21 protein-coding genes and 1 tRNA gene are annotated in these 26,231 nt (G+C 48.7%); 8 read left to right on the top strand and 14 right to left on the bottom strand.

Features of this window, described 5'->3' with window-relative positions:
* Positions 1-3: 3 nt before the first annotated feature.
* Complete coding sequence (locus ACYVFD_RS14275; RefSeq protein ID WP_461090846.1) at positions 4-849, top strand: SMP-30/gluconolactonase/LRE family protein; 846 nt, start codon at positions 4-6, stop codon at positions 847-849.
* A 665-nt stretch (positions 850-1,514) separates the two neighbouring features.
* Positions 1,515-2,270 carry an SAM-dependent methyltransferase gene (locus ACYVFD_RS14270; protein ID WP_461090845.1) on the top strand — a complete coding sequence of 252 codons (756 nt, stop codon included), beginning with the start codon at positions 1,515-1,517 and terminating at the stop codon, positions 2,268-2,270.
* A gap of 68 nt (positions 2,271-2,338) precedes the next feature.
* On the opposite strand, the gene ACYVFD_RS14265 is transcribed toward ACYVFD_RS14270, so the two are convergent.
* The 7 genes from ACYVFD_RS14265 to ACYVFD_RS14235 form a co-directional block, all read right to left on the bottom strand.
* The gene (locus tag ACYVFD_RS14265; protein ID WP_461090844.1) at positions 2,339-3,103 is read right to left on the bottom strand and encodes an SDR family NAD(P)-dependent oxidoreductase; all 765 of its coding nucleotides are present in this window, start codon (positions 3,101-3,103) and stop codon (positions 2,339-2,341) included.
* A 125-nt stretch (positions 3,104-3,228) separates the two neighbouring features.
* Positions 3,229-3,305: transfer RNA gene (locus ACYVFD_RS14260), tRNA-Asp, on the bottom strand.
* 187 nt (positions 3,306-3,492) lie between these two features.
* Positions 3,493-4,641: a cellulase family glycosylhydrolase gene (locus tag ACYVFD_RS14255; RefSeq protein ID WP_461090843.1), complete on the bottom strand. Its 1,149-nt coding sequence runs from the start codon at positions 4,639-4,641 to the stop codon at positions 3,493-3,495.
* A gap of 129 nt (positions 4,642-4,770) precedes the next feature.
* On the bottom strand, positions 4,771-5,832 hold the full coding sequence (locus ACYVFD_RS14250) for a glycoside hydrolase family 43 protein (RefSeq protein ID WP_461090842.1): 1,062 nt from the start codon (positions 5,830-5,832) through the stop codon (positions 4,771-4,773).
* A 49-nt stretch (positions 5,833-5,881) separates the two neighbouring features.
* Entirely contained in the window at positions 5,882-6,394 is a 513-nt protein-coding gene (locus tag ACYVFD_RS14245) for a Fur family transcriptional regulator (protein ID WP_461090841.1), read from the bottom strand.
* 131 nt (positions 6,395-6,525) lie between these two features.
* Positions 6,526-6,861 (bottom strand): hypothetical protein, encoded by a 336-nt coding sequence (locus ACYVFD_RS14240; protein WP_461090839.1) that lies wholly within the window; start codon positions 6,859-6,861, stop codon positions 6,526-6,528.
* A 306-nt stretch (positions 6,862-7,167) separates the two neighbouring features.
* The gene (locus tag ACYVFD_RS14235) at positions 7,168-11,859 is read right to left on the bottom strand and encodes a translocation/assembly module TamB domain-containing protein (RefSeq protein ID WP_461090837.1); all 4,692 of its coding nucleotides are present in this window, start codon (positions 11,857-11,859) and stop codon (positions 7,168-7,170) included.
* A 208-nt stretch (positions 11,860-12,067) separates the two neighbouring features.
* On the opposite strand from ACYVFD_RS14235, the gene tsaD reads away from it, so the two are divergent.
* From tsaD to ACYVFD_RS14215, 4 genes are all read left to right on the top strand, one after another.
* The gene (tsaD, locus tag ACYVFD_RS14230; protein ID WP_461090836.1) at positions 12,068-13,066 is read left to right on the top strand and encodes a tRNA (adenosine(37)-N6)-threonylcarbamoyltransferase complex transferase subunit TsaD; all 999 of its coding nucleotides are present in this window, start codon (positions 12,068-12,070) and stop codon (positions 13,064-13,066) included.
* Positions 13,067-13,090: 24 nt separating this feature from the next.
* A complete protein-coding gene (locus ACYVFD_RS14225; protein ID WP_461090835.1) occupies positions 13,091-13,954 on the top strand; it encodes an MOSC domain-containing protein in 864 nt (287 codons plus the stop codon).
* A 63-nt stretch (positions 13,955-14,017) separates the two neighbouring features.
* Positions 14,018-14,830 carry a UbiA prenyltransferase family protein gene (locus ACYVFD_RS14220; protein ID WP_461090834.1) on the top strand — a complete coding sequence of 271 codons (813 nt, stop codon included), beginning with the start codon at positions 14,018-14,020 and terminating at the stop codon, positions 14,828-14,830.
* A gap of 169 nt (positions 14,831-14,999) precedes the next feature.
* Positions 15,000-15,392, top strand: coding sequence for a VOC family protein (locus ACYVFD_RS14215; RefSeq protein WP_461090833.1), 393 nt, complete (start codon positions 15,000-15,002; stop codon positions 15,390-15,392).
* Between the two features lie 81 nt (positions 15,393-15,473).
* Here the strand turns inward: ACYVFD_RS14215 and ACYVFD_RS14210 are convergent, their stop codons facing one another.
* The 6 genes from ACYVFD_RS14210 to ACYVFD_RS14185 form a co-directional block, all read right to left on the bottom strand.
* Positions 15,474-16,430, bottom strand: a complete 957-nt coding sequence (locus ACYVFD_RS14210; RefSeq protein ID WP_461090832.1) for an alpha/beta fold hydrolase — start codon at positions 16,428-16,430, stop codon at positions 15,474-15,476.
* An 83-nt stretch (positions 16,431-16,513) separates the two neighbouring features.
* Positions 16,514-19,090: a penicillin-binding protein 1A gene (locus ACYVFD_RS14205; protein WP_461090831.1), complete on the bottom strand. Its 2,577-nt coding sequence runs from the start codon at positions 19,088-19,090 to the stop codon at positions 16,514-16,516.
* A 286-nt stretch (positions 19,091-19,376) separates the two neighbouring features.
* Positions 19,377-19,856: a peptide-methionine (R)-S-oxide reductase MsrB gene (msrB, locus tag ACYVFD_RS14200; RefSeq protein WP_461090829.1), complete on the bottom strand. Its 480-nt coding sequence runs from the start codon at positions 19,854-19,856 to the stop codon at positions 19,377-19,379.
* A 197-nt stretch (positions 19,857-20,053) separates the two neighbouring features.
* Positions 20,054-20,875 carry an anti-sigma factor gene (locus tag ACYVFD_RS14195; protein WP_461090828.1) on the bottom strand — a complete coding sequence of 274 codons (822 nt, stop codon included), beginning with the start codon at positions 20,873-20,875 and terminating at the stop codon, positions 20,054-20,056.
* A gap of 17 nt (positions 20,876-20,892) precedes the next feature.
* Positions 20,893-21,444 (bottom strand): RNA polymerase sigma factor, encoded by a 552-nt coding sequence (locus ACYVFD_RS14190; RefSeq protein WP_461090827.1) that lies wholly within the window; start codon positions 21,442-21,444, stop codon positions 20,893-20,895.
* Positions 21,445-21,646: 202 nt separating this feature from the next.
* Positions 21,647-22,642: a fasciclin domain-containing protein gene (locus ACYVFD_RS14185; protein WP_461090826.1), complete on the bottom strand. Its 996-nt coding sequence runs from the start codon at positions 22,640-22,642 to the stop codon at positions 21,647-21,649.
* Positions 22,643-22,869: 227 nt separating this feature from the next.
* On the opposite strand from ACYVFD_RS14185, the gene amaB reads away from it, so the two are divergent.
* Together amaB and ACYVFD_RS14175 are read left to right on the top strand one after the other, a co-directional pair.
* Positions 22,870-24,408 carry an L-piperidine-6-carboxylate dehydrogenase gene (gene amaB, locus ACYVFD_RS14180; protein WP_461090825.1) on the top strand — a complete coding sequence of 513 codons (1,539 nt, stop codon included), beginning with the start codon at positions 22,870-22,872 and terminating at the stop codon, positions 24,406-24,408.
* A gap of 128 nt (positions 24,409-24,536) precedes the next feature.
* Entirely contained in the window at positions 24,537-25,712 is a 1,176-nt protein-coding gene (locus ACYVFD_RS14175) for a tyrosine-type recombinase/integrase (protein ID WP_461090824.1), read from the top strand.
* Here the strand turns inward: ACYVFD_RS14175 and ACYVFD_RS14170 are convergent.
* Positions 25,687-25,935: a hypothetical protein gene (locus tag ACYVFD_RS14170; protein ID WP_461090822.1), complete on the bottom strand. Its 249-nt coding sequence runs from the start codon at positions 25,933-25,935 to the stop codon at positions 25,687-25,689. The two genes, ACYVFD_RS14175 and ACYVFD_RS14170, sit on opposite strands and share 26 nt — an antisense overlap.
* Positions 25,936-26,231: the final 296 nt, after the last annotated feature.

Raw genomic sequence — 26,231 nt, 5'->3', positions numbered from 1 at the left:
TCGATGCGAAAAACGTTCTTTATTGCCTGTATGAGTATGATTGCCTGCACGACTATGGCTCAGGCACAAACAGTGAATTTAAAGCCGGTTTGGGAAACCGATACAACCCTCCGAACGCCTGAATGCGTGCTGGTTGATCCGGCCAAAAATGTGCTCTACGTGGCCTGTATCAATGGCAATCCAACGCTGGAAAATAAAGGCAGCTATCTCGCCAAGGTAGGTATGGATGGCAAGGTGATTAAGTTGAAATTCACCGAAGGCCTTAACTCGACGAAGGGAATGGGTATCCTGGGCGACAAACTGTATGTTACGGAAATGACCCAGGTGGCTGAAGTGTCGCTGGCAACCGGCAAAATCCTCAACCGATACCCAGTTGAAGGGGCTAAGTTCCTCAACGACATTGCCATCGATACTCAGAAAGGTATCGTGTATGTCTCTGACTCGAACGACAGTAAGGTTTGGGCTATTACCAACGGAAAGCCTGCCCTGGTTCTGGCAGGAGCTCCTTTGAAGGGACCCAATGGACTCTTGTTTGAAAACAATCAACTGCTGATTGGCAACGGCGATGGCTCGTTGTTGTCGATGGACCCAGCCACGAAAAAACTGACTACGCTTGCCTCAGGCATGGGCGGAATTGACGGCATTGTGGCCCTTGGCAACAAAAAATATGTAGTTACGGAATGGGCCGGTAAGATCTGGTCGATCGAACCCGATGGAAAAACGGAGCTGAAGCTGGATACGTCGAAAGAAAAAATTAATTCGGCCGACATCGGCTATAGTGCCAGCAGGCAGATGCTCTTTGTTCCTACTTTTTTCCACAATACAGTAAAAGCCTATTCGCTTAAATAGGGAAGCTGTTTAAACTTTTCAAATTTCATTAAAACCGGGTAGCTTTTTTGTCATGCTGACCGGGACGCGTAGTCGCAGGAAGCATCTTCGATAGCTAAAAAGAATGCTGCTGCCGAAGATGCTTCCTGCGACTACGCGTCCCGGTCAGCATGACAAAAACACGCATTTTTGAATTCCCTTTAAAAGGTTAAACAGCTTCAGGAATAACGAAATAGATCGAACACCCCGAACGGCCAAAACCTGCGGGGTGTTTTCGTTTTTAACCATACCAGTACGGAGTGAACCGTTCACTCAATAGCCATTGGTTTTTTGCCAACGGATTGTTTAGCTTTGCTCCGTACATAAATACACTGCCGGTGCCTACCATGGCCTAAGAACCCTACGCGGGTTCACTTTTTATCTTCCTTCATTTGGACCGATTTATTTTCGGCTGACTCGTCATGTTTCGGTTGTCCGGTCACAAACTGATCTTTTGTGCGTAGACCAGGTTTAGCTGGTCACTTCTGCTGACAGCGTAGCCCATTTAGCTAGCGCTGGTCCCTGTATGCGTTATACTTTTCCAGATAGGATTAAAGATCGGTCAGCCGCCGAGGTACTTTCCTATTTATCCTATTGATTACAAGCAAAATAGACAATCATGGGCTATTGCCCTTTTTATAAAGACAATGACAACAACCATTAAAAACAATTGGTACGAAGATTTTTTTGCAGGTGTAAACTGTGAGATGTGGGAAAAAGCCGTTACGCCCGAATGGACGCTCCCGGAAGTCGATTTCCTTGTCAGTGCATTAGATGTGCCACCTGGTTCCCGCATTCTGGATATTCCCTGTGGATTTGGCCGTCATGCGATTGAATTGACCAAACGCGGATATGACCTGACAGGTGTTGATATTTCTGCCGAATTCCTTCAGTCGTTACGTAGCCGACTGGCGGACGAGAAACTGTCCATGAACCTGATTCAGGGCGATTTTCTGACTTTAGAACTGCCATCCGGATTTGACGGGGCCTACTGTATGGGAAATAGTTTCGGCTATGTGGCTCACGAAGGCATGCTGATTTTTGTCAAGAAAGTGGCCGATGCGTTGAAAACCGGCGCTCGGTTTGTGATCAACTCGGGCCTGCTTGCCGAAAGTATTCTGCCCAATTTCCCAAAGACGAAGCATTACGTCCTCGGTGATCTGGTGATGGATATCCGCAATGAGTACAATATAGACGAGAGCTGCCTGAACACAGAGCTTGTTTATACCAAAGCCGGGCAGGTCGAAACGCACTATTTCAAGCACTACGTTTATACGCTGGCTGAGCTAAAACGCTTCTTGGCTAGTATGGGGCTGAAAACCATTGGTGTGTATAGCTCAACTGAAAGCATTGCCTACCAAATGGGCGATCCACAGGTATATCTGGTGGCGGAGAAAGCTTAAAAGTGAAACATCCCGAAAGCGCTAAGCTTTCGGGATGTTAATCAAAATACTGTATCGACTCTTGCCTGCTAACTCTCTCTGGATGCCCGGAGGGCTGGCAGACCGACACCACTCGCATCGAAGCCCCCATCGACAGCAAGCATCTGCCCGGTAATATAGGATGCCTTTGTCGAGCAGAGGAATACGACGGCCTCAGCGATGTCCTGTTCGGTCGCTGATCGATTCAATGGAATACCATCGTAATAGGCTTTGATAATCTCCGGTGAATGGACGGCTTCGGCCAGTTTTGTTTTTACCGGGCCCGGCGAAACACAGTTGACCCGTACACCATAGTCACCCAATTCGATGGCCAGTTGTTTCGTCAAATGAACGACGGCGGCTTTCGAAGTGCCATAAGCTACCCGTAAAGTGCTGGCCCGAAGCGCCGAAATGGAAGCTATGTTCACAATCGCCCCCCGGCTTTCTTTCAACGCAGGTATTACAGCCTGAGAGCAAAGGAAAACGCCATCCAGATTGGTTGCCATAATGGTTCGCCAGATGTCGAAATCTGTTTTTTCGAGTGGCTCGAAAACAGCCACCCCTGCATTATTGATTAAAGCATCGATTCGCCCAAAGGTGGCCAGCACTTTCGACACCATTTCCTGTACTATACCCGGAATGGAAACGTCACAGTTGATGGGCAATGTGCCAGGTAGTTGCTCCGAGGCCAGTAGGAGTTCTGCTTCGTCGCGGTCAACCATCGCAACGTGCCAGTCATTTTCTAAGAACAATTTTGTGGTAGCAAGACCGATTCCCCGGGCAGCACCTGTTACGATGGCAATTTTGTTCGACATACGCTTTCGTAAACGGGTTTAGGTAAGGACATAAATTTGTTGCTGACTCGGTCGAATCGAGTTGAGGGATAAAGCTGATGAAGCAAAAAAGCACTTACCATTTCTGATAAGTGCTTGATTTTCAGTGGCGGTCCGGACGGGGCTCGAACCCGCGACCCCCTGCGTGACAGGCAGGTATTCTAACCAACTGAACTACCGAACCAACTTTTACGATTTTGATCCCGTTGCCGTTTTCCTTAATCGTGGCACAAAAGTAGGCGTTTAAGGGATTCGGTGCAAGCGGTTCGTTGAAAAAAGTTGTTAGAAAATTTTTGCGATAGTACCTATACGTTGGGAATCAAGGCGTTCGCGTTTGTAAATTTTTTGAAAATTTTCTGTACGCAATCAAATCATTTCCCCGTGGCCTGTTTGATAGCAGCTACTTCAGCCGCATCGACTGGGGTATTGTCCTGTTTAAACACTTCATGGAACCAGATGGCTGGCTCCCGGCCATTCACATAAGGCTTTTGCCAGCTATCCCAGGGGAGGAACGTCTGCGTTTTGCCAGCCACAAAGCCCCAGTTGATCATCCCGACTTTGGCTTTTTTAGCAATAGGCAGGTGCGTCTGGAATTTACTGTCAACACCCCGAGCCATGTATTCAGTACAAATGACTGGACGACCAAATGACACCAATGCTGGAATGACTTTCTCCAGGTCGGCGGGTTTCGAATATTGGTGGAAGGTAATAATGTCAGAATTTTCGAACTGTACTTTTTCCATAGGCGACCATTTGGCTGCGTTTTGCCAATCCTCAGGAGTTCGGTAGATCCACACACCGGATGTGAGTGGCTGTGTAGCTCCGGCTGCCCGCGCCCACTGGAAAACCTGCGGCAACAGGCGCGTAATGATTTCGATTTTGCGGGCTTTGGGCAATTCGGTTTTGATCGTATGATTCTGGCCATAACTGTTGTCGTTGCCATTATCTGGCTCATTCCAGATATCCCAGGCCAAAATCCTATTATCGTTTTTAAAGGCGCCGACTACACCTTTAACATAGGCTTCCAGTCGAGGATATTGCGACACGTCAGACAGCGCTTCGGCCCCTGGACTTTGTATCCAGCCTGAGTTATGGATGCCTGGGGTTGGTTCGTGCTGTTTGCCAAGTTTGGGCAGTGGGTCCCAGCAGGAATCGAAAAGCACCAGCATCGGACGAATTTTATGTTTGGCACAGATACTCAAAAACTGGTCGAGCCGTTTGGTAAAACCGGCTGCATCCTGCCAGAGTAAGTCATGCAGAAACACCCGCATCGTGTTCATGCCGATGCTCTGGGCCATCGCTAATTCCTTATCAATCGTGGCCGGGTCGAAGCTTTCAGCCTGGAACATTTCAAGTTCATTAATGGCATTGGCTGGAATATAATTGGAGCCAACCAGAAAAGGCTCTTTGGTATACCAGGCATTTGCCTTTGCCGCCGACCACCGGGCGATTGGTGCGGTGGGTTGCGCCAGAGCAAGGGTGGAAATGAAGAAAAGGACTAGAAATGATAATCGCTTCATGATCTACTAATTAGGGTTGTTTCAACGAGTTAATAAATGAATAATGTACAATGGATAATGATAAATGGAAAATGTATAATGGTTGCCTTCTCATTATGCATTTTCCATTTATCATTATCCATTATCAATTTATTCCGCCGGTACAGGCATGGGCTTTTTGGAAGCTGGTTTGCCAAAGTTAGGTGATCCGTCGGTATTCCAGGTAAATGGCTGAATGTGGGGGGCGCGTTTGTTCCCGCAACCGTCCATTGCTGACGAATTAGCATGATAGATCATCCAGTCCTGCTTACCATCGGCTGAGTGGAAAAATCCGCCATGACCAGGTGCCCATACGCCATTATCGGGCGCTTGTTGAAACACGGGATTTGTACTTTTGATCCAGTTTTTCGGATTGAGCAGATCGCCTTTGCCACTATACGTTAACAAGCCCATGCAGTAGTCGAGCCAGCAGGCATTAGCCGAATACACAATGAATAGTTTGTCCTGATGACGTAGAAACTCAGGCCCTTCGTTGACGTAAATTTTAGGAACTTCTCCATTTTTTTGCCACTCCTGCGGCACATCGCCGTGCTGTTCCCAGGGCAGATCAGGCTGAGAAAGCTTAACCCGATCGCCATCAATAGTCCAGGGATTTTTCAGTCGGGCAATGTAAATATCCTGTCGACCATTGGTTGGCCCTTCCCAGCCCGACCAGGCTGCGTAAAGCTGACCATTGTAATCGATCACCGACATGTCGATGGCCCAGTGATCGGCTTTGTCACCAATTTTGCCTTTTACCGTCCACTCGCCCTGCATAGGGTCGGGCGATTGGTTTTCAATAACCCATACCCGGTGCGATAAATTATTGAGTGAGTCGGCTGAAAAATAGATATACCAGCGGCCATTCAGGAAATGGATTTCGGGAGCCCATAAGTCGCGCGAATAGGGTTGTCCGGAAGGCGGGGTGTATACGACTTTACTTTCGGCGCTGGCCAGATCCGCCATATTCCGGGTTTTCCAGAGCGTAAGGTTACGGCCGGTTGTATTCATATAGTAATACCAGCCGTCTTTTTGCAGCACCCAGGGATCCGGGCCTGAATTTTTGATGGGATTGGTAAAGGTTCGCTGAGCAACGAGTGGATTTGCCAGCGCTATCAGAATCAATAAACCGAGCAAACGAGTAAAACGCCAGTCAGTGGAGTAGACAGTCATGGAGTTGTAGGAAAAGTGTCTGTTCAGATAAAGAATAAAATGGACACTTTTACCCCTTCCTCTTTCCGGATTGGTCTGCTTTTGAGCGTTTGGCAAGCCTGGCCTCACAAGTTTCATCGGTACATTGTCCGTAGAAAACCAGGGAGTGCGACACAACCTGAAATTGGAGCGACTTTCCAACGTTTGTTTTGATAAGGTGCAGACGTGGGTCGCAGAACTCTTTTACCCGATGGCAGAGCGTACAGACCAGATGGGCATGCTGCTGTCGACCCAGCGATTTTTCGTAACGATACTTTGCGTTGTCATCATCACCAAACTGATGTCGAATGATCAAACCGCACTCGATAAATACATCCAGCGTATTGTACACCGTTGCCCGGCTCACTCGGTACGATTTTTCCTGCATCGACTTAAATAGGTCTTCGGCATCGAAGTGATCGTCGCGGGAGTAAACCTCCTCCAGAATAGCAAATCGCTCACCTGACCGGCGTAACCCTTTGGCCAGCAGCCATTCTTCGAGTTTAATACGGGCAGTAGCAAGCAGTGTTGACGAAGTTGACATACATAAGAAATGTGTTAAGAAAGGAACCGGACAGAGGCCGGTTCCTTTGCTGTCGCTTTTAACCTATGAAACGTAGTTATCCATTTACTTGTAAAATCTGGGTTAAGGGCTATTAAAGGCTGGCGGGTGGGCTAGTTTGACTGAAGGCGGAGAAGTTGATGTAAGTTCATCCGCCGTAATGCCTGGTGCAGCCCGGCCCGAAAACTCTCAAACTCTGAACGTGATAAATTGAATTGGATATCCGGGTGCCCCGTTTTGATAATCAGGTGCCACTGTCCATCGGGTAGCAGGACGCTGCTTTCATCAAAGTTTACCGACTCAAGTGTCTGACATAATCCGATGAACTCCTCATTTTTGAACCCCAGAACCATATTGTGGTAAATCAGGCCAATACGCTGGCAGTGCTGGCACTGGGAGATGTAGAAGGCCGTTTGCTCAAAGAGTATGAGTGGTTTACAGGAGTTCATAGTCGTCCGTTTTATAGTCAGCAGGAAATAGTGCCTGTGTCCGGCAATGGATTGAGTCGCGCGTCTCAACGTAGATACATGACCAGCGCACAGGGCTTAAGCTCGTTTAGCATCTAAGCAAGTAGTTTGCTTATTTAGACTAATTTTAAACAAACTTAAATCAGATGACGATCTCATGCAAGAATTTGCCCTGGAAATTGTTAGAAAGTTTTATAGGGATAGGGTCTGTATGAAATACAGTATTGTCGATCAGAGAGTTAATCGAAGTCCTTCCAGGCGTTTTTTAATAGCTGAAGCTAGCCGTAATTAAAGCTCTCCCCGGCCTTTTCCGATGAGGCTGGCACCTGGAACGGGAGGGAACTGTAGTGATTCGCTGGAAGATGTTGGCGGAACCAGCCCAGGTGTAGTACGCTTACTACCGAAAATATGGTTGAAAGATCGGGTGTATAACAAGCTGATACCACCACCCGTGGTAATCGTACTGGCCAGGTTGTACTGACTTAGAATACTCTGCTGATTTCGATTGTATACCTTGGCCCGCAAATGCCCATCGGGGGTGATGAAATATTCCAGCGTCCATTCGCCGAGCAGACTGGCGGCATTGTACTGACTCTGGCCATACGTAAAGCCGCCATCCCGACTGATGCGCAGCCGGTCGTTGAGCAATCGATACGAAAACCGGAGCTGTAGATTATTCAGCAGGTTGTCATTTTGTGTGCTGGTACTGGTAAAGCCGCCAAACGATAGGCCTATATCGAGGTTTTCATTCAGATTCGACGCCAAACGGCTGATCTGGTTTGAAATCAACTCGCTCACGCTGTTGGCAACGCCCGAATTTACCTGTCCCTGATCAAACAGACTGGTGCCTTCAGGTAGTAACTGATTGAACAGCAACACACTACTGACCTGCCGGGTAAGCTCCTGATCATTACTTTGTAGTCGTGATTCAAACGCCGTAATTGCTTGTCGGTACAGTGATGATGAGGGATATTCTTTGATGTCGAGGTCGTAGCTGATCGACGGGGAGCCTAACTCACCGGCTAGTTTGATGACCAGATCGACCGGATAACGACGGGTCTGTTCGGCCGAAGTCGTTGTGGTTGACTGGTTAACGAGCAGCGGTGCCAGCGAGGTGTATTGTGTATAAGCAGCCGTCACATCCAACAGAGCACCGTACGGATCGCCGGTCCAGGTAATGCGGCTGTTTGGCCTGATCTCAAAACGTTTGTTTATGATGTTCTGGAAGGTAAAGGTGTAATCTCCTTTCTGGATTTCATAGTTGCCCGTCATCGTGAAATCGCCCTTTGTGTCCACCTTCATGGCCACCCGGCCCTGGCCGTAAGCTTTAATAATATCACCTGTCTGACGATCCAGTTGAATTTCACAATAGGCATCGGGTGTGATGTCGAAGTTGAAATCCATCTGGATACGGGACAGGTCTATTTCATTTTCCGTTTCCGTGGCTGTTTGACTGGTAGGTTTATGGGGTGTCTTACTGCTCAGGTTTACAAAGCGAATCTGGTCGTCGGCATCAACCGTAGTGGCTCCATCGAGCGGGATGTAAATTCGTGTGCCTTTGTTGCTGGTTGCCGTAGCCCGGATAGTCAGGTTATCGGTTGGGCCATACAGTTCGGCCCGGCCTGTTACAATTGCCTGTCCATAAAACGCATCGTTGTCCTTCGCCGTGGTGTTCATGATCCGAAAATTCTTCAGATCGGCATCAAAGCCAAGGGTGAAATAGCGGAAGCGGTCGTGATACACGCCACCACGCAATGTGGCCGTGTTTCCCTGTGGGTCGCGGAGAACCAGTTGCCGGGTAATGATCTCGTTTTCGCCAAAATAGATTTTATCATCGAAGGCAAAGTCAGCTTTCAGATAATCGAATCGGCCATGTCCGCCCTGAATGGCTACCTCGCCTTTCAGAATAGGGGCGGCAGGTTTACCCGTTACGGAAATTGTACCACTGGCTATACCCCCCAGGTTCGAGAAAAGACCCGTTGTAAAAGGCTCCAGCAACACCAGATCCGCATTATTTACACTCGCTTTAACGGCCAGCGGATTGGCTTTGCGTTGCGGTGTATAGGTTCCTGCCAACGTGACTACATCGGCGCCATTTCGGTTTATACTGGCATTTACATTCACTTGTTGGGTTTGCTGATCCCAATCGCCCTGCCCTCGAACGTCGCCGATCAGCGCATTGTCGTACGAAAAAGCCCGAACGGATAGTGCGCTTTCGATAATCGGAGTTCGGTAGATATTCCGTACCGCCATCGATCCATTCAGGCTACCACCTAGCTTGGTTTTAAGTACGGAATTAAGTGAAGCCAGTAGGAAATTCTGGGCTTCAATGGCCAGATGTTCCACCGAATCAGCCGAAATTTTACCCGATGCCTGAACCAGTTGAGCGTCGTTTACCAGCGAGAGATTCCGAATGGTGTATTCGTTTCCAACCTTTCGAATCAGGCTTTCGGGGTTCAGCACCCAATCGCCATTGAGTACGCGGAGTTTCGACTGGCGAAAGGTCAGGTCAATGGCATCACCCTTAAACCGAAGCTCACCGTTCAGGTCGGCGTGGTTGGTGTAGGAACCGCTGCTGTCGGCCTGATCAACGTCGCTCGTGAAGTCGATATGGTCTACGTCCCACGAGGCTTCGACCTGTAGGTTTCGGGTAGGGAGTAATGAACTGAAAATTTGCCGTTTCGATGAAATAACAGCGGAGGCCAAAACTTCTTCGCTGAAGGTAAATTTGGACGTTGTTAAATCCAGATCACTCGGTCCGAAACTGATGCTACCGAAATGCAGTGAATCGGTTCTGACCGTAGCTGTTAGAAAAGACGTGTTGTCTTCGGTAAAGCGTCCTTCCAGACGGGTAGACGGAGCCACATAAACCGGCGACCCTAAAAACGTCAGTAAAGGAGCACTATTTTTGGTAATTAACTGATAATCGACCCCATAGCGAGTTGGTTTAGTGGCCGAACGACGACTGGCTAACCGGGTTGCCTGCTGACGTTTTTGGGCATAATACGTCTTCATACCAGCCGCATCGCCCGCAAAATGAAGCGCATATTCACGAACGAGTCGCTTCAGGTCATCGATCGTACGCTGGGGCTGAAAGTTGCCCTGTAGGCGCGTTGTCAGAAAATCGGAGTCGAGATCGAAATAACGCTGATTACCAACCGAGTCCGCCACTCCCTGGGCCCGTTGCTCAATCGAAGAGGTCAGGTTCAGTTTCTCGATCGCCAGATTTCGACCGTTTCGACTGAGCATTGTACTGTTGAAAATAGCGCTGCCGACAATATCGTCGAGTTTACTACCTTCCAATCGCACATCCACAATACTCTGAACAACCAGCGAATCGCTCAGATAACCCAGTGCCCGTAAATCGGCCCGCTGAATAGCCCCTTTAAAATCAAAGTGATTTTTAGGCCCACTAAGGTTGAATTCGCCATCGAGGTCGAACGACAGGTTAGGGTCATGAATGTGCATCTGGCCCTGAAACAAGGCTTTTTGCAGGTTACCACGAGCGGCTACGTTCTGGTAGGGATACCGTTGCCAGCCAAACTGACTAAACTTTCCATCAAAATCGATCGTGGCCCGTTTAATATCAGTTCCTTTTCCGGTTAAACGGCCTTCGCCCGTAATTTTTCCAAACTCGTCGGGCTGATCGATCAACTGACCCAGATCAAGATTTTCGCTACGAAGATTCGCCGTGTACGTCGTCTGATCGGATTTGTCGGCCAGTTTGAGCGCCAGATCACCCGTTACCGAGCCAATGGCCGTTCGGAACGTGCCTTTGGTTTTGAAATCGTCGAAAGCGCCCACAAACGTGGCGGCAAAGGTGCTTGTGCCTAACTTCTGAATTGTATGATTGAACGACGAGTCAGGATAGTACTGCCGTATGTCGGCTAAGTTGACAGTAGAAGGTGTAAAGGCGAAGTTGACTGTTGTGTGATCGATGTCGGGCAGACCTTTCCAGGCCATATCACCCGTTAGCCGACTGCGGCCATTTGGTCCAAAACGAAGATCGGTCTTTTGCAACTGAAAGTCGATGACAGTACCGGTAAAGTTGCCGGTCAAATACCAGGTCTCTTTCAGACCACGCAGGTAATCAGAGAAAAAACCTAAATCAGCGGATTGAACTTTGCTATCCCGGAATCGGGCGTGCATCAATACCCGGCTGTTGAAATCGCCAAAGGCAGATGGCCTGTCATATAAAAAGGTCAGTTCATTGCGAATAATGGAGTTACCGATGTTGGCATATAATTCGCCCAACTCCATTTTTGTATTGCAATACAGAAAACGAGTGTCGAGACGGCGAATTTTGATGCGTGAGTCGCGGTCAATGCCGGATAATCCTTTTGCCTGAAAGGCTATCGTATCGCCCAACACTAAAAAGTCACTGACTTCGGCGTTGAGTTTCTGGAGGGTGAAGTGGTTATAATCGAAGCTGTTCCGGTCGTGCATGAACGGCTCACGCGGGTCTTCTAGGGTGTATTTGCCATCGACCAGATGAATGTGCCCGACCGTAAAGGGAACGTTCTGGTTAGGAATACTGGGTTTTGTTGGGTCAGATGTCAGCTCTTCAATCCGGGCAATGAAATCGTCGAGGTTAGTGTCGCCATTCGTCTTGTTCTTGATCATCCGCACATCAGGACGATACAACACGACCTCATCGAGATGAATATTATGAGCCGACGAATCGAGCAGATTTTGGAGATTGTAGTCTGCATCGAGCCGTCCGACCACAATCATTGGTCGTCCCTGCCGGTCCTGAATGGTCAGGTGTTCCAGCGTTAACGAATCGAACCATTTGATCGAAACGCCATCAATCGTAACGGGGAAGAGTAATTTTGACGAAAGCCATTCCGCTCCTTCTTTGGCTAGGCGCGTCTGAACCGCCGGTATTTGTAGCCCCAATAATACGCCCAACGCCAAAACCACTACCGTAATAAATAGGTAGAGCAGCGTTTTCAGGAATATGGCGAAAAACTGACGCATCCAGCGGAAATAACAGTTTAAGGTTTGCGGTTTACTATTTCAAGTTGGCTGACGCGTCAGCAATTCATGCGTCAGTCAACCTGAAACTTGAAATAGTAAACGATAAACCGCAAACTTTTAATGGTGTTGACAACTATTTGATGGAACGGTTTAGTGACAACTTCCATTGTTTATTCTGGGAGAAATCATTATCCATTAGTTTTGTACGGTGAATATTTTAGCCATTGAGTCTTCCTGCGACGAAACATCGGCATCAGTTTTAGTCAGCGGTCATATTCGGTCGAACGTAATTGCTACGCAGTTAATTCACGAGCAATACGGCGGAGTGGTGCCTGAATTGGCTTCCCGAGCGCATCAGCAGCACATTTTACCCGTCGTAGAACGGGCTTTGGCCGACGCAAATCTATCGAAAAAAGCCTTATCTGCGATCGCTTTTACGCGTGGACCGGGTTTATTAGGTTCGTTACTGGTGGGAGCTTCGTTTGCCAAGGCGCTTGCCTTGGGGTTGAACATCCCGCTTATTGAAGTAAACCATATGCAGGCCCATGTGTTGGCCCATTTTATCGAAAATCCTAAACCGACCTTTCCATTCCTGTGCCTGACGGTTAGCGGAGGTCATACGCAGATTGTTCGGGTCGATGGTCCGCTCGATATGACGGTGATCGGACAGACCATGGACGATGCCGTAGGGGAGGCCTTTGACAAATCGGCGAAACTGCTTGGATTGCCTTATCCGGGTGGGCCGCTGATAGATAAGTGGGCGAAAGAAGGAAATCCATTAGCGTTTCGGTTTCCGATGGGTGAAATGCCCAATCTGGATTTCTCATTCAGCGGTATCAAAACGGCCATTCTCTATTTCCTTCGCGACCATACCAAAACAAATCCTGCATTCATTGCCGAAAATATGGCGGATATTTGTGCCAGCATTCAACATACGTTGGTGCAGATGCTGCTTACCAAACTGAAACGGGCGGCCCGCGAAACCGGTATTCAGGAAATTGCCATTGCAGGTGGGGTGTCAGCTAATAGTGGTTTGCGAACCGCGCTGACCCAACTGGGTCAATCGCTGGGGTGGACGGTCTACATTCCCCGCTTTGAGTACTGCACCGATAATGCGGCCATGATTGCCATTGCCGCACAATTTAAATACGAGCAGGGCGAATTTACGGCGCAAACCGTTAGCCCAATGCCAAGGATGAGTATGTAAGTTTGAGGTTTCAAACCGTAAATTATGACTATTTCAGAGCTCTACATTTATCCCATAAAATCGCTCAGCGGCATCGCTGTGGACGAGGTGGTAGTTGAAGAAAAAGGATTTCGGTATGACCGGCGCTTTATGCTGGTTACCCCGGAGGGTGAGTGTTTAACTCAGCGAACCAACTCTCAGATGGCGCTGATCGATGTGGCTATTAAGGGCAATGACCTGCACGTATGGCATCGAAATCGGCCAGATGATGTGCTCGTGTTGCCTTTAACGGTTTCTTCGCCAAACGAGACGATGCTAGTAACCATCTGGGATAGTAAAGATGTTCCGGCGGTTACGGTTAGTCTGGAAGCCGATAATTGGTTTACGGCCCTATTAGGTAAACCCTGTCGGTTGGTTTTTATGCCCGAAACGACCCATCGGGCAGTCGATGCTGCGTATGCGGTGGACGATGATGCCGTAAGTTTTGCCGACGGCTACCCGTATTTACTTATTGGACAGGCATCGCTCGATTACCTGAATACCCGACTGGCTACACCCATTACCATGCGTCGGTTTCGACCAAATATTGTGGTGAAAGATAGCTTACCGAATGAAGAGGATAGCTGGGCGGAGTTTCGCATTGGCGATCTGGAGTTCTACGGGGTAAAGCCCTGCGCTCGTTGTGTGCTTACGACCATCGATCCCGAAACGGGCGAACAGGGGAAGGAGCCGCTACGAACTCTGACAACCTATCGCCAATGGAAGCATAAGCTGCTGTTTGGTCAGAATATGCTCGTTAAATCCACTGGAATGCCAACCGTTGGGACTATTCAGGTAGGGCAATCCGTTGAGGTTAGTCGGTATCAGGAACCCTGGCTGGCTCCGCCCCTCAACCAAGCTTTGCTGTAATCGTTAGAAATTGATATAAAGTTATAATTGCCCTTGCTTACCTATATCCGCAACGTTTATTACATGAGCTTTCCGGTGGTCATCGGGGCTGTGCTGTCCAATCGAATGGCCGCCCGGTTATCCGATGTCGAACCTATTCATTGGGCCACGCCCATTGTGCTGGCGTTGGTTGTCTTTATTATCTATACCGCCGATCGGTTGCTGGATGTACGGAAATTCAATTTGGGGGCGTCGAAGCAGCCCTTATCAGAACGGCATCGATTTCATCAGCAACATGCTCCGCTGTTATGGTGGGCAGTGATCGGGGCGGCTGTACTAGTGGCTATTCTGGCCTTTTTTCTGCCCGTCAGTGTTGTCAAATTTGGGATCGTGCTGGGCGCAGTTTGTGTCGCTTATGTCGGGGCCGTATTTCGGTTGCCCACCCGCCACCCGGCTTTATTGCTGAAAGAGCCGTTCGTAGCCATGCTGTATACCGCAGGTGTCTGGGGTAGTGTCTGGGTGCAGCGTCCGACGGTTAGTCGTATTGACATCGCTGAGTGCCTGATGTTTTTAGGTATCGCCTTTCAGAATCTGCTGCTGTTTGCTGTGATGGAACAGGAAGAGTCGCCCGACCAACCCATGTTTTCATTGGCAACCGAATGGGGAATCGATCGATGTGACATTATTCTTCGATGGCTGACGTTTGGCATCATTGCTACCGGATTGACCCTATGCTTCCTGACCAAAGATCGATTTGCACAGCGATCGGCTATTATGCTCGCCCTGATGAGTCTGACCTTATACGGTATTCAACGGTATCCCGACTATTTTCTGAAACATGAGCGCTACCGCTGGCTCGGCGACGGTGTATTCTGGATGCCCGCGTTGGTTTTATAAAATGGATAATGGATAATGGTGGGTCAGACAATCATTATTCATTATTCATTATTCATTATTCATTATTCATTATTCATTATTCATTATTCATTATTCATTATTCATTATTCATTATTCATTATTCATTATTCATTATTCATTATTCATTATTCATTATCTATCCTTTCCCATGCATATCGAACATGTAGCTATGTGGGTTCGTGATCTGGAAACGATGCGAACGTTTTATGAAATGTATTTTGGCGCCACGGCCAATAATAAATACGTCAATCCACGAAAAGGGTTCTCGTCCTATTTTTTGACATTTCCGGGGGGAAGCGCCCGGCTCGAACTGATGCTGATGCCTGGCATAGTCGATCTGGCCTCAGATGGAGTAATGCAATACATGGGCCTGACCCATTTGGCTATGTCGGTAGGCAGTCGAGAAGCTGTTGATGCGTTAACCGAACAGCTTCGGTCGGATGGGTATACCATTGCTGGAGAACCCCGTCAAACGGGTGATGGCTATTACGAAAGCGTGGTGCTGGACCCTGAGAATAACCGGATAGAGATAACGGTTTAAGAAGGAGTAAAGCAGAAAAGGAGGAAGGGACGAAAGGATAGTTTAGCACCTATTCCCTTTCCTGCCTTCCTCCTTTTTTCCTTATTTCAAGGCCATCGACTTCACGTTGACCGTCTCTTTCACAACCCGTCTGTTCAGGATGTCGAGGATGATCTGGGTCATGTACTCGCGTTTGTTGAATACGATGTCGTGCCGGTTTTCGGGCAGTAAAAACTGCTTCACCTTCGCGTTGATCAGATGCTGCTGAGCAAACGACACATTGGTCGGATACACCAGCTCGTCAAGCTGACCGTGTAGCATCGTAATACTGGCCCGAATTTTAGGCCAGTCGGGCAGAATCGCTTCCAGTGCTTTCCGGTGAGCTAGCTTTTCATCATTAGCCAGACGGAGTAGGGGAGGAACGCCCCAGCGAAGGAGGGGGCTATCGACTAAATAACTGATTGGGTACGTGCGCTCCAGTCCTGGCCCCAACGCCGACGATACAAAGACCACATGATCGACCTGGTTAGGATTGTTCATCGCTAACCGTGCCGAGACGGAGCCGCCATACGATGAGCCGACAATCATCAGGTAAGGGGCGTTTCGATACCGGTCAATGAGTGGCTGAATGTACTGAGCCTGGCGAACAATCGACGTTTCGACCCGACCAAAATCTGAAAAACCATAGCCTGGTCTGTCTACCGCCACTAGCTGAGCGCGATTCAACAAGGTGGTATCTTTGAAAAAATCAGCGAAAAACGAGAGCGAGCTAGGGGCTCCGTGTATAAATAAAACAACCGGCAGGGCCGAATCGCCGGGCAGGGCCGGGGTCTCGATAAAACGAATTGTGCGGGTAGGCTCTTCAGACCCATCGCTTCGTTTTAACCCCGTAACTTGGTACGAATGAACAACCGGGCGGATGCGTTGGTCTTTGAATTCTTCAGCTATTTCCTGGTCAGTAAGTCGGGATTCAAAAAACCAGGCACCTACAACTACACTGGCGGCCAGAACGAATAGCGTCAATAAACTCCAGCAAAGTATTCGTACGAACCGTTTCATACCCTCTATAGTGTGAATAGTGTACTGGCAAATTTTTAGCCAACTAAAATCGTCTGGCAAAAAAATTTGAGTAAATGGTCAGTTTACCGATTGCCACCGGTTGTATCAGGTGGAGTGGTCGGTTCGGTTTCCGTTGGCGTTGGTAAGAAAAGTGAATCTCCGCCTGCGCCCGACGTATCGGTCGAGTCAGATTCATCACTACTTTCTTCGTCATCGGATGGTCCACAATTCAAATAATTTTTAGTTATACCATCGGCTTTCGGAAATGGCCCCTGCAAGTTTTTAAACTTCGGATCGGCATATACTTTTTCCAGAAAACGACCGACCAGGGGCAGCGCTGTTTTGGCCCCTTCGCCCAGATCCGTTGATCGGAAGTGGATGCTGCGGTCATCGCCACCGACCCAGGCTCCTACAACCAGGTTGTTTGATACACCAACAAACCAACCGTCGGAGTTGTTTGATGTGGTACCGGTTTTGGCCCCCATTTCGTTGTGGTTTTTGAATAAATCAAACGACCATAGGTTTTGCGACGTCCCGCCCGACTCCTGCAAACCACCCTGAAGCATATACCGCATCAGGAAGGCCGTTTCGGAGCTAATGGCCCGTTTATGCTGACTCGTAAAGGTTTCAATCACATTACCATCTCGGTCTTCTATTCGCTGTACAATCACCGGTTCAGTAGACTCACCATCATTGACAAATGTACAATAAGCGCTAACCAGCTCATAAAGAGAGACATCCGATGAGCCAAGGCCAATGGACGGTACCGCCTGTAGTCGACTTTTGATACCCATTCGATGGGCATATTCGGCCACCCGTTCGGGGCCAACCTGATCGGTCAGCTGGGCTGTAATCGAATTGACCGAACGGGCTAAGGCTTTTCGCAGGGTCATATTCGAATACGTATAATATCCCGTTGAGTTGCGTGGCTCCCAAACTTTATCTTCACCATTTTCGCGGTATTCCTTGCGGAAAGGACGATCCTGAATCCGGTCGCAGGGGCTGAGATTCATCATCGTGTCGTCAATGGCTGTCGTGTATACGAATGGCTTGAACGTCGAGCCTGGCTGACGTTTGGCCTGCTTCACATGGTCATATTTGAAGTAATCGTAATCCAGTCCACCTACCCAGGCGCGGATATAACCCGTACGCGGGTCCATTGCCACCATGCCTGCCTGCAGAAAGTGCTTGTAGTAGGCAATAGAGTCATAAGGAGTCATATTGGTTGAGTCGTAGCCGCGCTTGTTGGTCCAGCTAAAGACCCGCATCTTGTACTTTACATTTTTCATGTAGTACATGATCGAGTCGGGGTAGAGCGGCAAAAATCGACGGCTGAGCGATTTGTATCGTTCGGTACGCCGGGCAACGGAATCGATAAAACCGGGAAGTTCCTTGCCGTCTTCATCCGTCCAGGGATTTCGGCCCCGCCAATGATTATCGAACGTACGCTGCAACTGCTTCATTTTTTCGCCGGTAGCTTCTTCCGCATACTTTTGCATGCGCGAGTCGATGGTCGTTATGATGTGCAGGCCATCCGTATTCAGGTCGTAGCCATTTTCATCGCCCCACTTTTTGACAAAGTCCTGAACGGCATTTTTAAGGTAGCTGGCCGGGCCAGAATAGGGATTTTCGGGGGTGAAATCGGTGATCAGTGGTAACGCACTGACTGAGTCGGCCTGCTTATTGGTCAGGAATTTATACTTCGCCATCTGAGCAAGTACCACGTTCCGCCGTTCGCGTGAGCGCTGTGGATTTCTGAGTGGATTGTAACTCGTGGTTGCTTTTTGCAAACCGACTAGCACGGCACCTTCCTGTACATTCAGGCTATCGGGTACTTTGTTGAAAAAGGTTCGGGCAGCGGTTTTTAAACCAAAGGCGCCACTACCAAAATCAACCGTATTGAAGTAATAGGTAATAATTTCGTCTTTCGTGAAATTCCGCTCCAGTTTAAGCGCCATCAGCCATTCCTTCGATTTATAAATAACTTTGCGGATAAGCGGAATCCGGGTTAGGAGCCCGGTTTCGGTTTTTCGCCGAGTTTTGAACAGATTTTTGGCTAATTGCTGGGTGATGGTCGAGCCACCGCCATCCCGGCCCAGGCTGATAACGGCCCGGCCAATAGCCCGTGGGTCAATGCCGCCATGCTCATAGAAACGCGCGTCTTCGGTAGCGATCAGCGCATTGATGAGTTGTTTGGGAATATTTTCGTATTTGATCGGCGTACGGTTTTCGGCATAAAATTTACCGATCATGACTCCATCCTGCGAATAAATTTCCGACGCCTGGTTGAGCTTAGGGTTCTTCAATTCCTCTACACTGGGCATCGAGCCAGTGAGATACAGGAAGTTATAGTTCAGAATGAATACATAGATACCCAGTGCCAGAAAAGACCATAAAAACGCTTTGATGCCCCCTTTCAGGAAAGGATAGTACCAGGATTCTGGATCAATGTACTGATGGACGAATGACCGAAGTCGATTCCGATACCCCTGGTATGTGCTTACCCACGAACTAACCCGTTCTTCTCCGGCTAGTCTTGCGATTTGTCGGCCTACTCCGCGTTTGACTCCTCCCAGCTTTGGCTGGCGTTGTCGAATCCGTTGTCGGAATGCACCAAAAGCGTGCCGAACGGCGCGGAATCGCTCCCTAAAATGACTCATGCGTTATATTGAGGAAAACTCTCTATTACTACTACGAACCGGCTGATTTTGATCGGTCGGTTGCTGACAGAAAAAACGGTCGATGTAAACCCTCACGGCCCTATCCTGACCGAACCCCAAAGATAACGTATTTTCGGCCGAAGTGATATACAAAAACCGGGCTGTATACACAACCCGGTTCGCTTTTAGAATGTTAGAAGTTGAAGGAGGAAAGCCGGAAGGGAAGAAAGGAGAAAAGGATGTGCTTGACCAACTCCTTTTCTCCTTTCTTCCCTTCCGGCTCCTGCTATTTTTTCTCAAACGCCAACGCTACGCCGTTCATGCAGTACCGCAGGCCGGTTGGTTTGGGGCCGTCGTTGAATACATGTCCTAAGTGCCCTCCGCATACATTACATACCACTTCGGTACGCACCATGCCATAACTTCGATCGACAGACTCCTTCACCGCATTTTTCGAGATAGGGGCATAGAAACTGGGCCAGCCGGTACCCGATTCAAATTTGGTATCGGACGAAAACAGGGGAGTATGGCAACCGGCACAGTAAAAAACACCGTGACGATGTTCTTCAACCAGCGGACTGCTGCCGGCGCGTTCGGTGCCGTGCTCGCGCAGAACTGCATACTGATCGGGCGTAAGAATTTTTTTCCATTCGGCATCCGTTTTGACCACTTTTTTGGGTTGATCATCGGTCAGGAAAGCCGGGTTTTTGAGGGTAATAGCCGAAATAAAACAAACGGGTATTAAGAATAACAAAAGCGTTTTCATGGATGTTTTTTGATTAAGCGTTCTATGCAGATATACGTTTTGAACAGGTTTTAAGATTTCGATTTACGGCCGAAAATCATGTTTTGGAACGGATTGCTTAGCTGTAAAACCGACAGCAAGCTATATCACGATTTAGGAACCGCAACATAGCTTGCTATCAAAGCTTATCTAAAAAACAATAAAATAAAGGGACTCGTTCAGGCATTTATCGGTGAAAGTGCCAGCAATGTAGAAAGCGTAGGCGTTGGGCTTCCTCCCCGTTTTTCGATCGTTACGGCAAAGGCTTCGGCCCGATCTACGGTTCGATTCAACCGTTGAAGTACATCGGTTCCGTTTGTCGGCTCAAACACACCCGCATCAACTGGTTTACCATCCACCATCGACCATAACTGATACTGTTTGTCGGCGGGTAGGTTGGGTAGCGAACGAACATCAACAGCAACCTGATGGGTCTTTGTATTCCAGAAAACGACCATCGCACCCTGAGGGGCTTTCTCATTCCCCCGGAGTTCTACTGTTCGTAGTCCCGGTTGACGCAATAGGGCCAACGTTTGATCGGTACGCGATAGATTGTCGCGTAGTTGCCGCATTTCGAGTTGGAGCGCATCGTTTGTGGTACGGGTAGTAGCCAGAGTTTTCTGATTGGTACGTAATTCGGACAGCAGATAAAACGAAAACAGTAACAGCAGAAGCCCCATCGATGCGGCTACAATCCAGGTGACCCGATACGTAGGGCCATCGACGGGCAGCGGACGGATAACAGGCTCATGTTCAATTTCTGGCTCTTGTGGCTTACCAAATTCAAGATCTTTCAGCAATTTATCTTTAATCGCTGCCGGAGGTTCCACGCTATGTATCAGCGCATAGTTTTCCAGCGCTTCGGCTAATTGGTCGATTTCTTGGCGGATTTCAGGATAAATAGACGAAAGACACTCCACCTCACGTCGTTCCTGGTCGCTCACCGCGCCCATTACGTACGATTCCAGGATGCCCGACGCTATATATTCTGCTATATTCATGATCTACGTTACGTTCATTATTTAAATAGTTGTTTCAGTTCCTGCAAAGCCGCCCGGATTCGCGTCTTTACGGTTCCCAGCGGCAGGTTTAGTTTTTCCGCAGCCTCCTCGTGCGTATAACCTGAAAAGTAAACCAGGTCTATCAGTTGTTTTCGTTCGGGTCTTAATTGGTTAACAACCTCCTGAACACCAATAAACTCCGGGTTGGGCTGTTCGGTATTATACTGCCTGTCAACTATATGTACGTTCTCTTCATCGGTTCGGATTGCTGCCGACGGCTGAGTTTTGCGGGCACGCAATGAATCGATGGCACTGTTGCGGGCAATGTTCAGCATCCAGGTAAACAAACGCCCTTTGCTGGCATCATACGCATCCAGATTTTTCCAGATTTTAACGAAAATGTCCTGAAGAAGATCGGCAGCCTGTTCGTCGTCACGTACAATACGTAATACGACGCCATATAGCGCGGGAGAGTACTGATCGTAAAGCCACTGAAAAGCCTGCTGATCTCGTTGAGTGAGTTTCTCGATCAGGACGCTTTCTGACACTAAAGAGGACTGGCGTTTCACGCAGAATGTATTAATTGGGTCAAATATAGAAGAATTTTAAAAAATGAACGGACATATAAACGTCAATATCATTTTATTAACGGGATGAATAGGTTTGTTGTTTGGTGGAAAATGGAAAAAAGAGAAGGGAAAAGGGAGGAAGGGAGTAGGTCAAGCACTCCCTTTCTCCCTTTTCCCTTCTCTTTTTTTTCCCTTCTCCTTTTTATTTAAACATTGATGCCCCGTTTTTAGGCATTAGTACGCTATCGATACCATAAACGATGCCGTTGGCCTGCCGATTTCCCGTATTGTCAACATGGACGGTAGTGCCTTGTTCATCGGTCAACGACAGTTTGCCGTTGGCATCCATAGTAGCTGTGAGGGTTTCGCCCGAAAGTGTTTTTAACTGCGCTTTACCATTACCCGATTTAATTTGCTGGCTCAGTTCATCTGAATTCAACGTTCCACTGACAATGTGGTAAGAAAGCAACTGTTTCAACACATCCCGATGACTGCCATCCAGCAAGCCAGCCTGAATGTTGCCTGGCAGTTTCTTAAACGCACTGTTGGTCGGTGCAAACAGTGTATATGGGCCACTGCCTCTGAGGGTCTCATATAAGTCAGACGATTGGAGGGCGTTTTGTAACGTTATGTAATTGGGCGATGATCCAATAAAATCACCGATACTTGAGTTTCGTACGGTGCTGCCTGCTTTTATGGCAGGAGTTTCAGAAGTTCGAGCCCCTTTTACCGCTTCGGCAGTTCCTGCATTTGAATCGGTAGAATTCATGCTGCTCTGGTTGTTGTTGGTGCCAGATGATGTGGAGGCATTGCCCGGATTGGTCATTGCGTTGGGGTTACTGCCTACACCAGTGGGAGCGTTGGTGACGTTGTTGCTGTTGTAGTTTGTGGTATTACTGTTGTTGATGGCTGTACCGTCGCTGGTTGAGCTTTGTCGATATTGCGCATCCTGAGTAGACGTATTGGCCGTACCATTGGCGTTGTTGCGGTTATTCTGATTCATGTTCCGGCGAGCCTGACGCATGGCTCGTTTCTGATTGCGGGCGGCTGCTTTAGAGGTTGCCGAGTCAGGGGCTATAGCGCCCTGCGGCATGGTAGTCGACGTGACCGTTCCGGTAGGCGTTGTTTGTGCCCAGGTTGAGGTAGTAGCCAGCGCGATTCCCACCGCGATCAGGCTTAAAGTTTCATTGATTTTCATAACGTTAGTTTTTAGGCTCTACGATTTCTTCAGAGGCTATCTACTCTGGGTGGTATAAAGTGGCATCACCAGAGAATGACCAGAATAAGAATCGATGCAAGCGAATCAAGCGTACCGATTGTTCGATTTTAACCGTTTTTTCCTTGAAAAGTTTGTAAGATACTATGCAATGTTAGCCTAAAGGCAGGTAGATTTGCCTACGTCTCAACAAACCACAAACTGATCGTATGCAGTCTATTCTTCCCCTGCCCACCCAGCCTGTAAAGCCAGGAACCAGTACCGGTCAACACTTCTGGCAGTCGACAACAACAGACCGACGCGAAAAGACGATTGACTCGTATTCGCCCGCCGATGGCCAACTCATTGCCCGTGTGCACCTATCTACCCGAAGCGATTATGATAAAGTAGTTGAAACGGCTCAGGCGGCCTTTGCCCAATGGCGATTGGTGCCGGCACCGCGTCGGGGTGAAATAGTCCGGCAGATGGGTGAACAGTTTCGGCGTTACAAACGCGAACTCGGTACACTAGTAAGTTACGAGATGGGCAAGTCGCTACAGGAAGGGCTGGGCGAAGTACAGGAAATTATCGACATCTGCGATTTTGCCGTCGGGCAGTCGCGGCAGTTGTACGGACTTTCGATGCACTCCGAACGACCCGCCCATCGAATGATGGAGCAGTGGCATCCGTTGGGTATCGTAGGCATCATTTCAGCCTTCAATTTTCCGGTAGCCGTATGGTCGTGGAATGCCATGATTGCCTGGGTATGCGGGGATGTATGCATCTGGAAACCATCTGAGAAAACACCCCTGACGGCTCTGGCCTGCCAACAGATCATTGGCGAAGTGTTGCGGAACAATGATGTACCCGAAGGTGTATCATGCCTCATTACGGGCGGACGCGATGCTGGCGAGTGGCTGGCTCGCGATCCACGAGTAGCCCTGGTGTCGGCCACAGGTAGTACGCGTATGGGGAAAGCGGTAGCCGAAACAGTAGCGAGTCGGTTGGGCAAATGCCTGCTCGAGTTGGGAGGCAACAACGCTATTATTGTATCGGAACATGCCGACCTGGACTTAGCCATTCCGGCCATCGTTTTCGGCGCTGTTGGTACAGCGGGTCAGCGCTGCACGACGACCCGCCGGATTATTGTTCAGGAGCGTATTTATGAGGATGTGAAAAAACGGCTGAAAAACGCATATGCACAGCTACGTATAGGCAACCCGTTAGATGAAACGTTTCATGTTGGGCCACTGATTGATCAGGCTGCCGTGAAAAATTATCAGACCGCCGTGAAGGAAATCCGTGAAGCTGGAGGTCGGTTTCTGGTGGAACCGGGTGTACTAGATGGATTGGAATTCGAATCGGGGTGTTACGTAAAACCCTGTATTGCCGAAGCTCAGAACCAATGGGCTATTGTGCAGCATGAAACCTTCGTGCCGATTCTGTACCTATTGAAGTATACCACGCTTGACGATGCCATTGCCCAGCAAAACGCCGTGCCGCAGGGATTATCGTCGGCTATTTTCACACTGAACCTCCGCGAAGCTGAGCGGTTCCTGTCGGTAGCGGGTTCCGACTGTGGCATTGCCAATGTAAATATCGGCACATCGGGCGCCGAAATAGGGGGGGCTTTTGGGGGTGAAAAAGAAACGGGTGGCGGCCGGGAATCAGGCTCCGACGCCTGGAAAGCCTATATGCGTCGACAAACCAACACCATCAACTACGGTATAACAATGCCCTTGGCGCAGGGTATTACGTTCGAGCTGTAATAGGTTTTCTGACAGGATGCACAAGAGTAACAGGAAGAGATAACAGGATTGGAATTTCGTTGGTCCTGTCAATCTTGTGAATCCTGTCAGAAAAGAAACTTTTTGCGGATCGAAGCGTCTTAGTAGGCATGATTACGGTTCGAATCGACGAAAAAGACACTACATTACTAGCGGTTTCATTTCCTGAAGATCCGGTCGGTAATGATCTGATACGACAGGTGGCAGGGCGTCGCTGGAGTTATTCCCGTCGGTGCTGGATAGTGCCCAACACCCGCCATTCAGTTGTGAAAATCGGACACTTATTTGGCAAAGAGTATTGTCGGTTTGACGAGCGTCTTGTGCGTTTATATAAGCCCGATGCGACTCCTGTGGAGGTCGAGAAAGCTACTAATCCAGTCTGGCCTCCCGCCGATAAGGCATTACCCACTCGAAAACCATTTCGATACGCTCCGCCCGTTCATGAATATAGTAGTCACCCGGTTATTGTAGCTATGAGCCATACGTTACGGGTTCAGAATTACAGCCATAAAACGCTAAGGAATTACAAGCAGGCACTGATTACACTGATTCGTTATGTTGGTAAAAGGCCACTTGAGGAACTGACCAGCGTTCAGTATCAGGACTATTTACTATTTCTGCTGGAAACGAAACGACTTAGCCCGGCCACGCTGAACGTACATATAAACGGATGGAAATTTTATCAGGAAAAGGTACTAGGGCGTCCTAAACAGCAATACGATATCGCATATCCACGGCTGGCTCACAAACTGCCGACGGTTTATAGTGTGGAGGAGGTAAAAGCCATTTTTCAGGCTACAACCAGCCTAAGATACCGCACATTATTTCAACTTGTTTACGCTACGGGTATGCGTGTGAGCGAAGTAGCCACCCTGCGTCGGGCCGACCTTGACCCCGTCCGTCGAGTCATTACGATCCGGGGCGGGAAAGGTAAAAAAGACCGCGTCGTCATGTTTTCGGAAAAGCTCACCATCCTTGTAAATGAATATCTGAACCGCTATCAGCCCAAAACGTACGTCTTCGAAGATGCTGAAACGAAGGAGCCGCTGACGACACGGGTCATTCAGCAAATGTATAGCGACACGGTATTCCAGGCCCGCATCCAGAAGCGGGGAGGCATTCACTCACTACGACATAGTTTTGCCACCCACCTACTCGAATCGGGTACCGACATCCGGTATATTCAGCAGCTCCTGGGCCATGAGAGTATTCTAACCACGATGCGGTACACGCACGTTACGGCGGATAAAATCAGCACGCTCAAAAGCCCGCTGGACGACCTGTAAGGTCATGTCGACGGAGCAACAGACGGAGTTGTTTCAAGCTATAAAACTTGCTTTTGAGTACATAACCCTGCGTATAGCGTTTTACACTTCGCCGAATCCGTTTGAGTTCACCCCGTTTTGTGATTCGGTACAACTCATTATCATCGCCAAAAAAATAAGTTGGATAGCCTTCTATATCCCAAATACGTTGCACCGGCACTGTGTGAATAAACCGTTTAATCACTTCATAGAATTTGTTTTGTTATTTTAAAGGCAAAATTATTTATTTGTTACGAAACATAATTTTGTTTGGTGGCACTAAAAAGAGCGGAACTAAAAGTAGCTGATAACCTGCTTATTAGTTGTCTATAGTTCCGTTAATTCGCGTACAATACTATGTTGGGTGAACCGGCCAAGATGGGTTCATAAGGCGGGTCACCTGCGACAGGGGAGCCGCCCCGACAGGCAGGCTTTGGCTCGTTGGTTGGCTTCGGTCGACACGAGAAACGCCCCGATTAGGTAGGTATCAGGTTTTCATTT

It is taken from the genome of Spirosoma gilvum (assembly GCF_054776815.1).
This window is presented reverse-complemented; position numbering and strand designations above follow the sequence as displayed.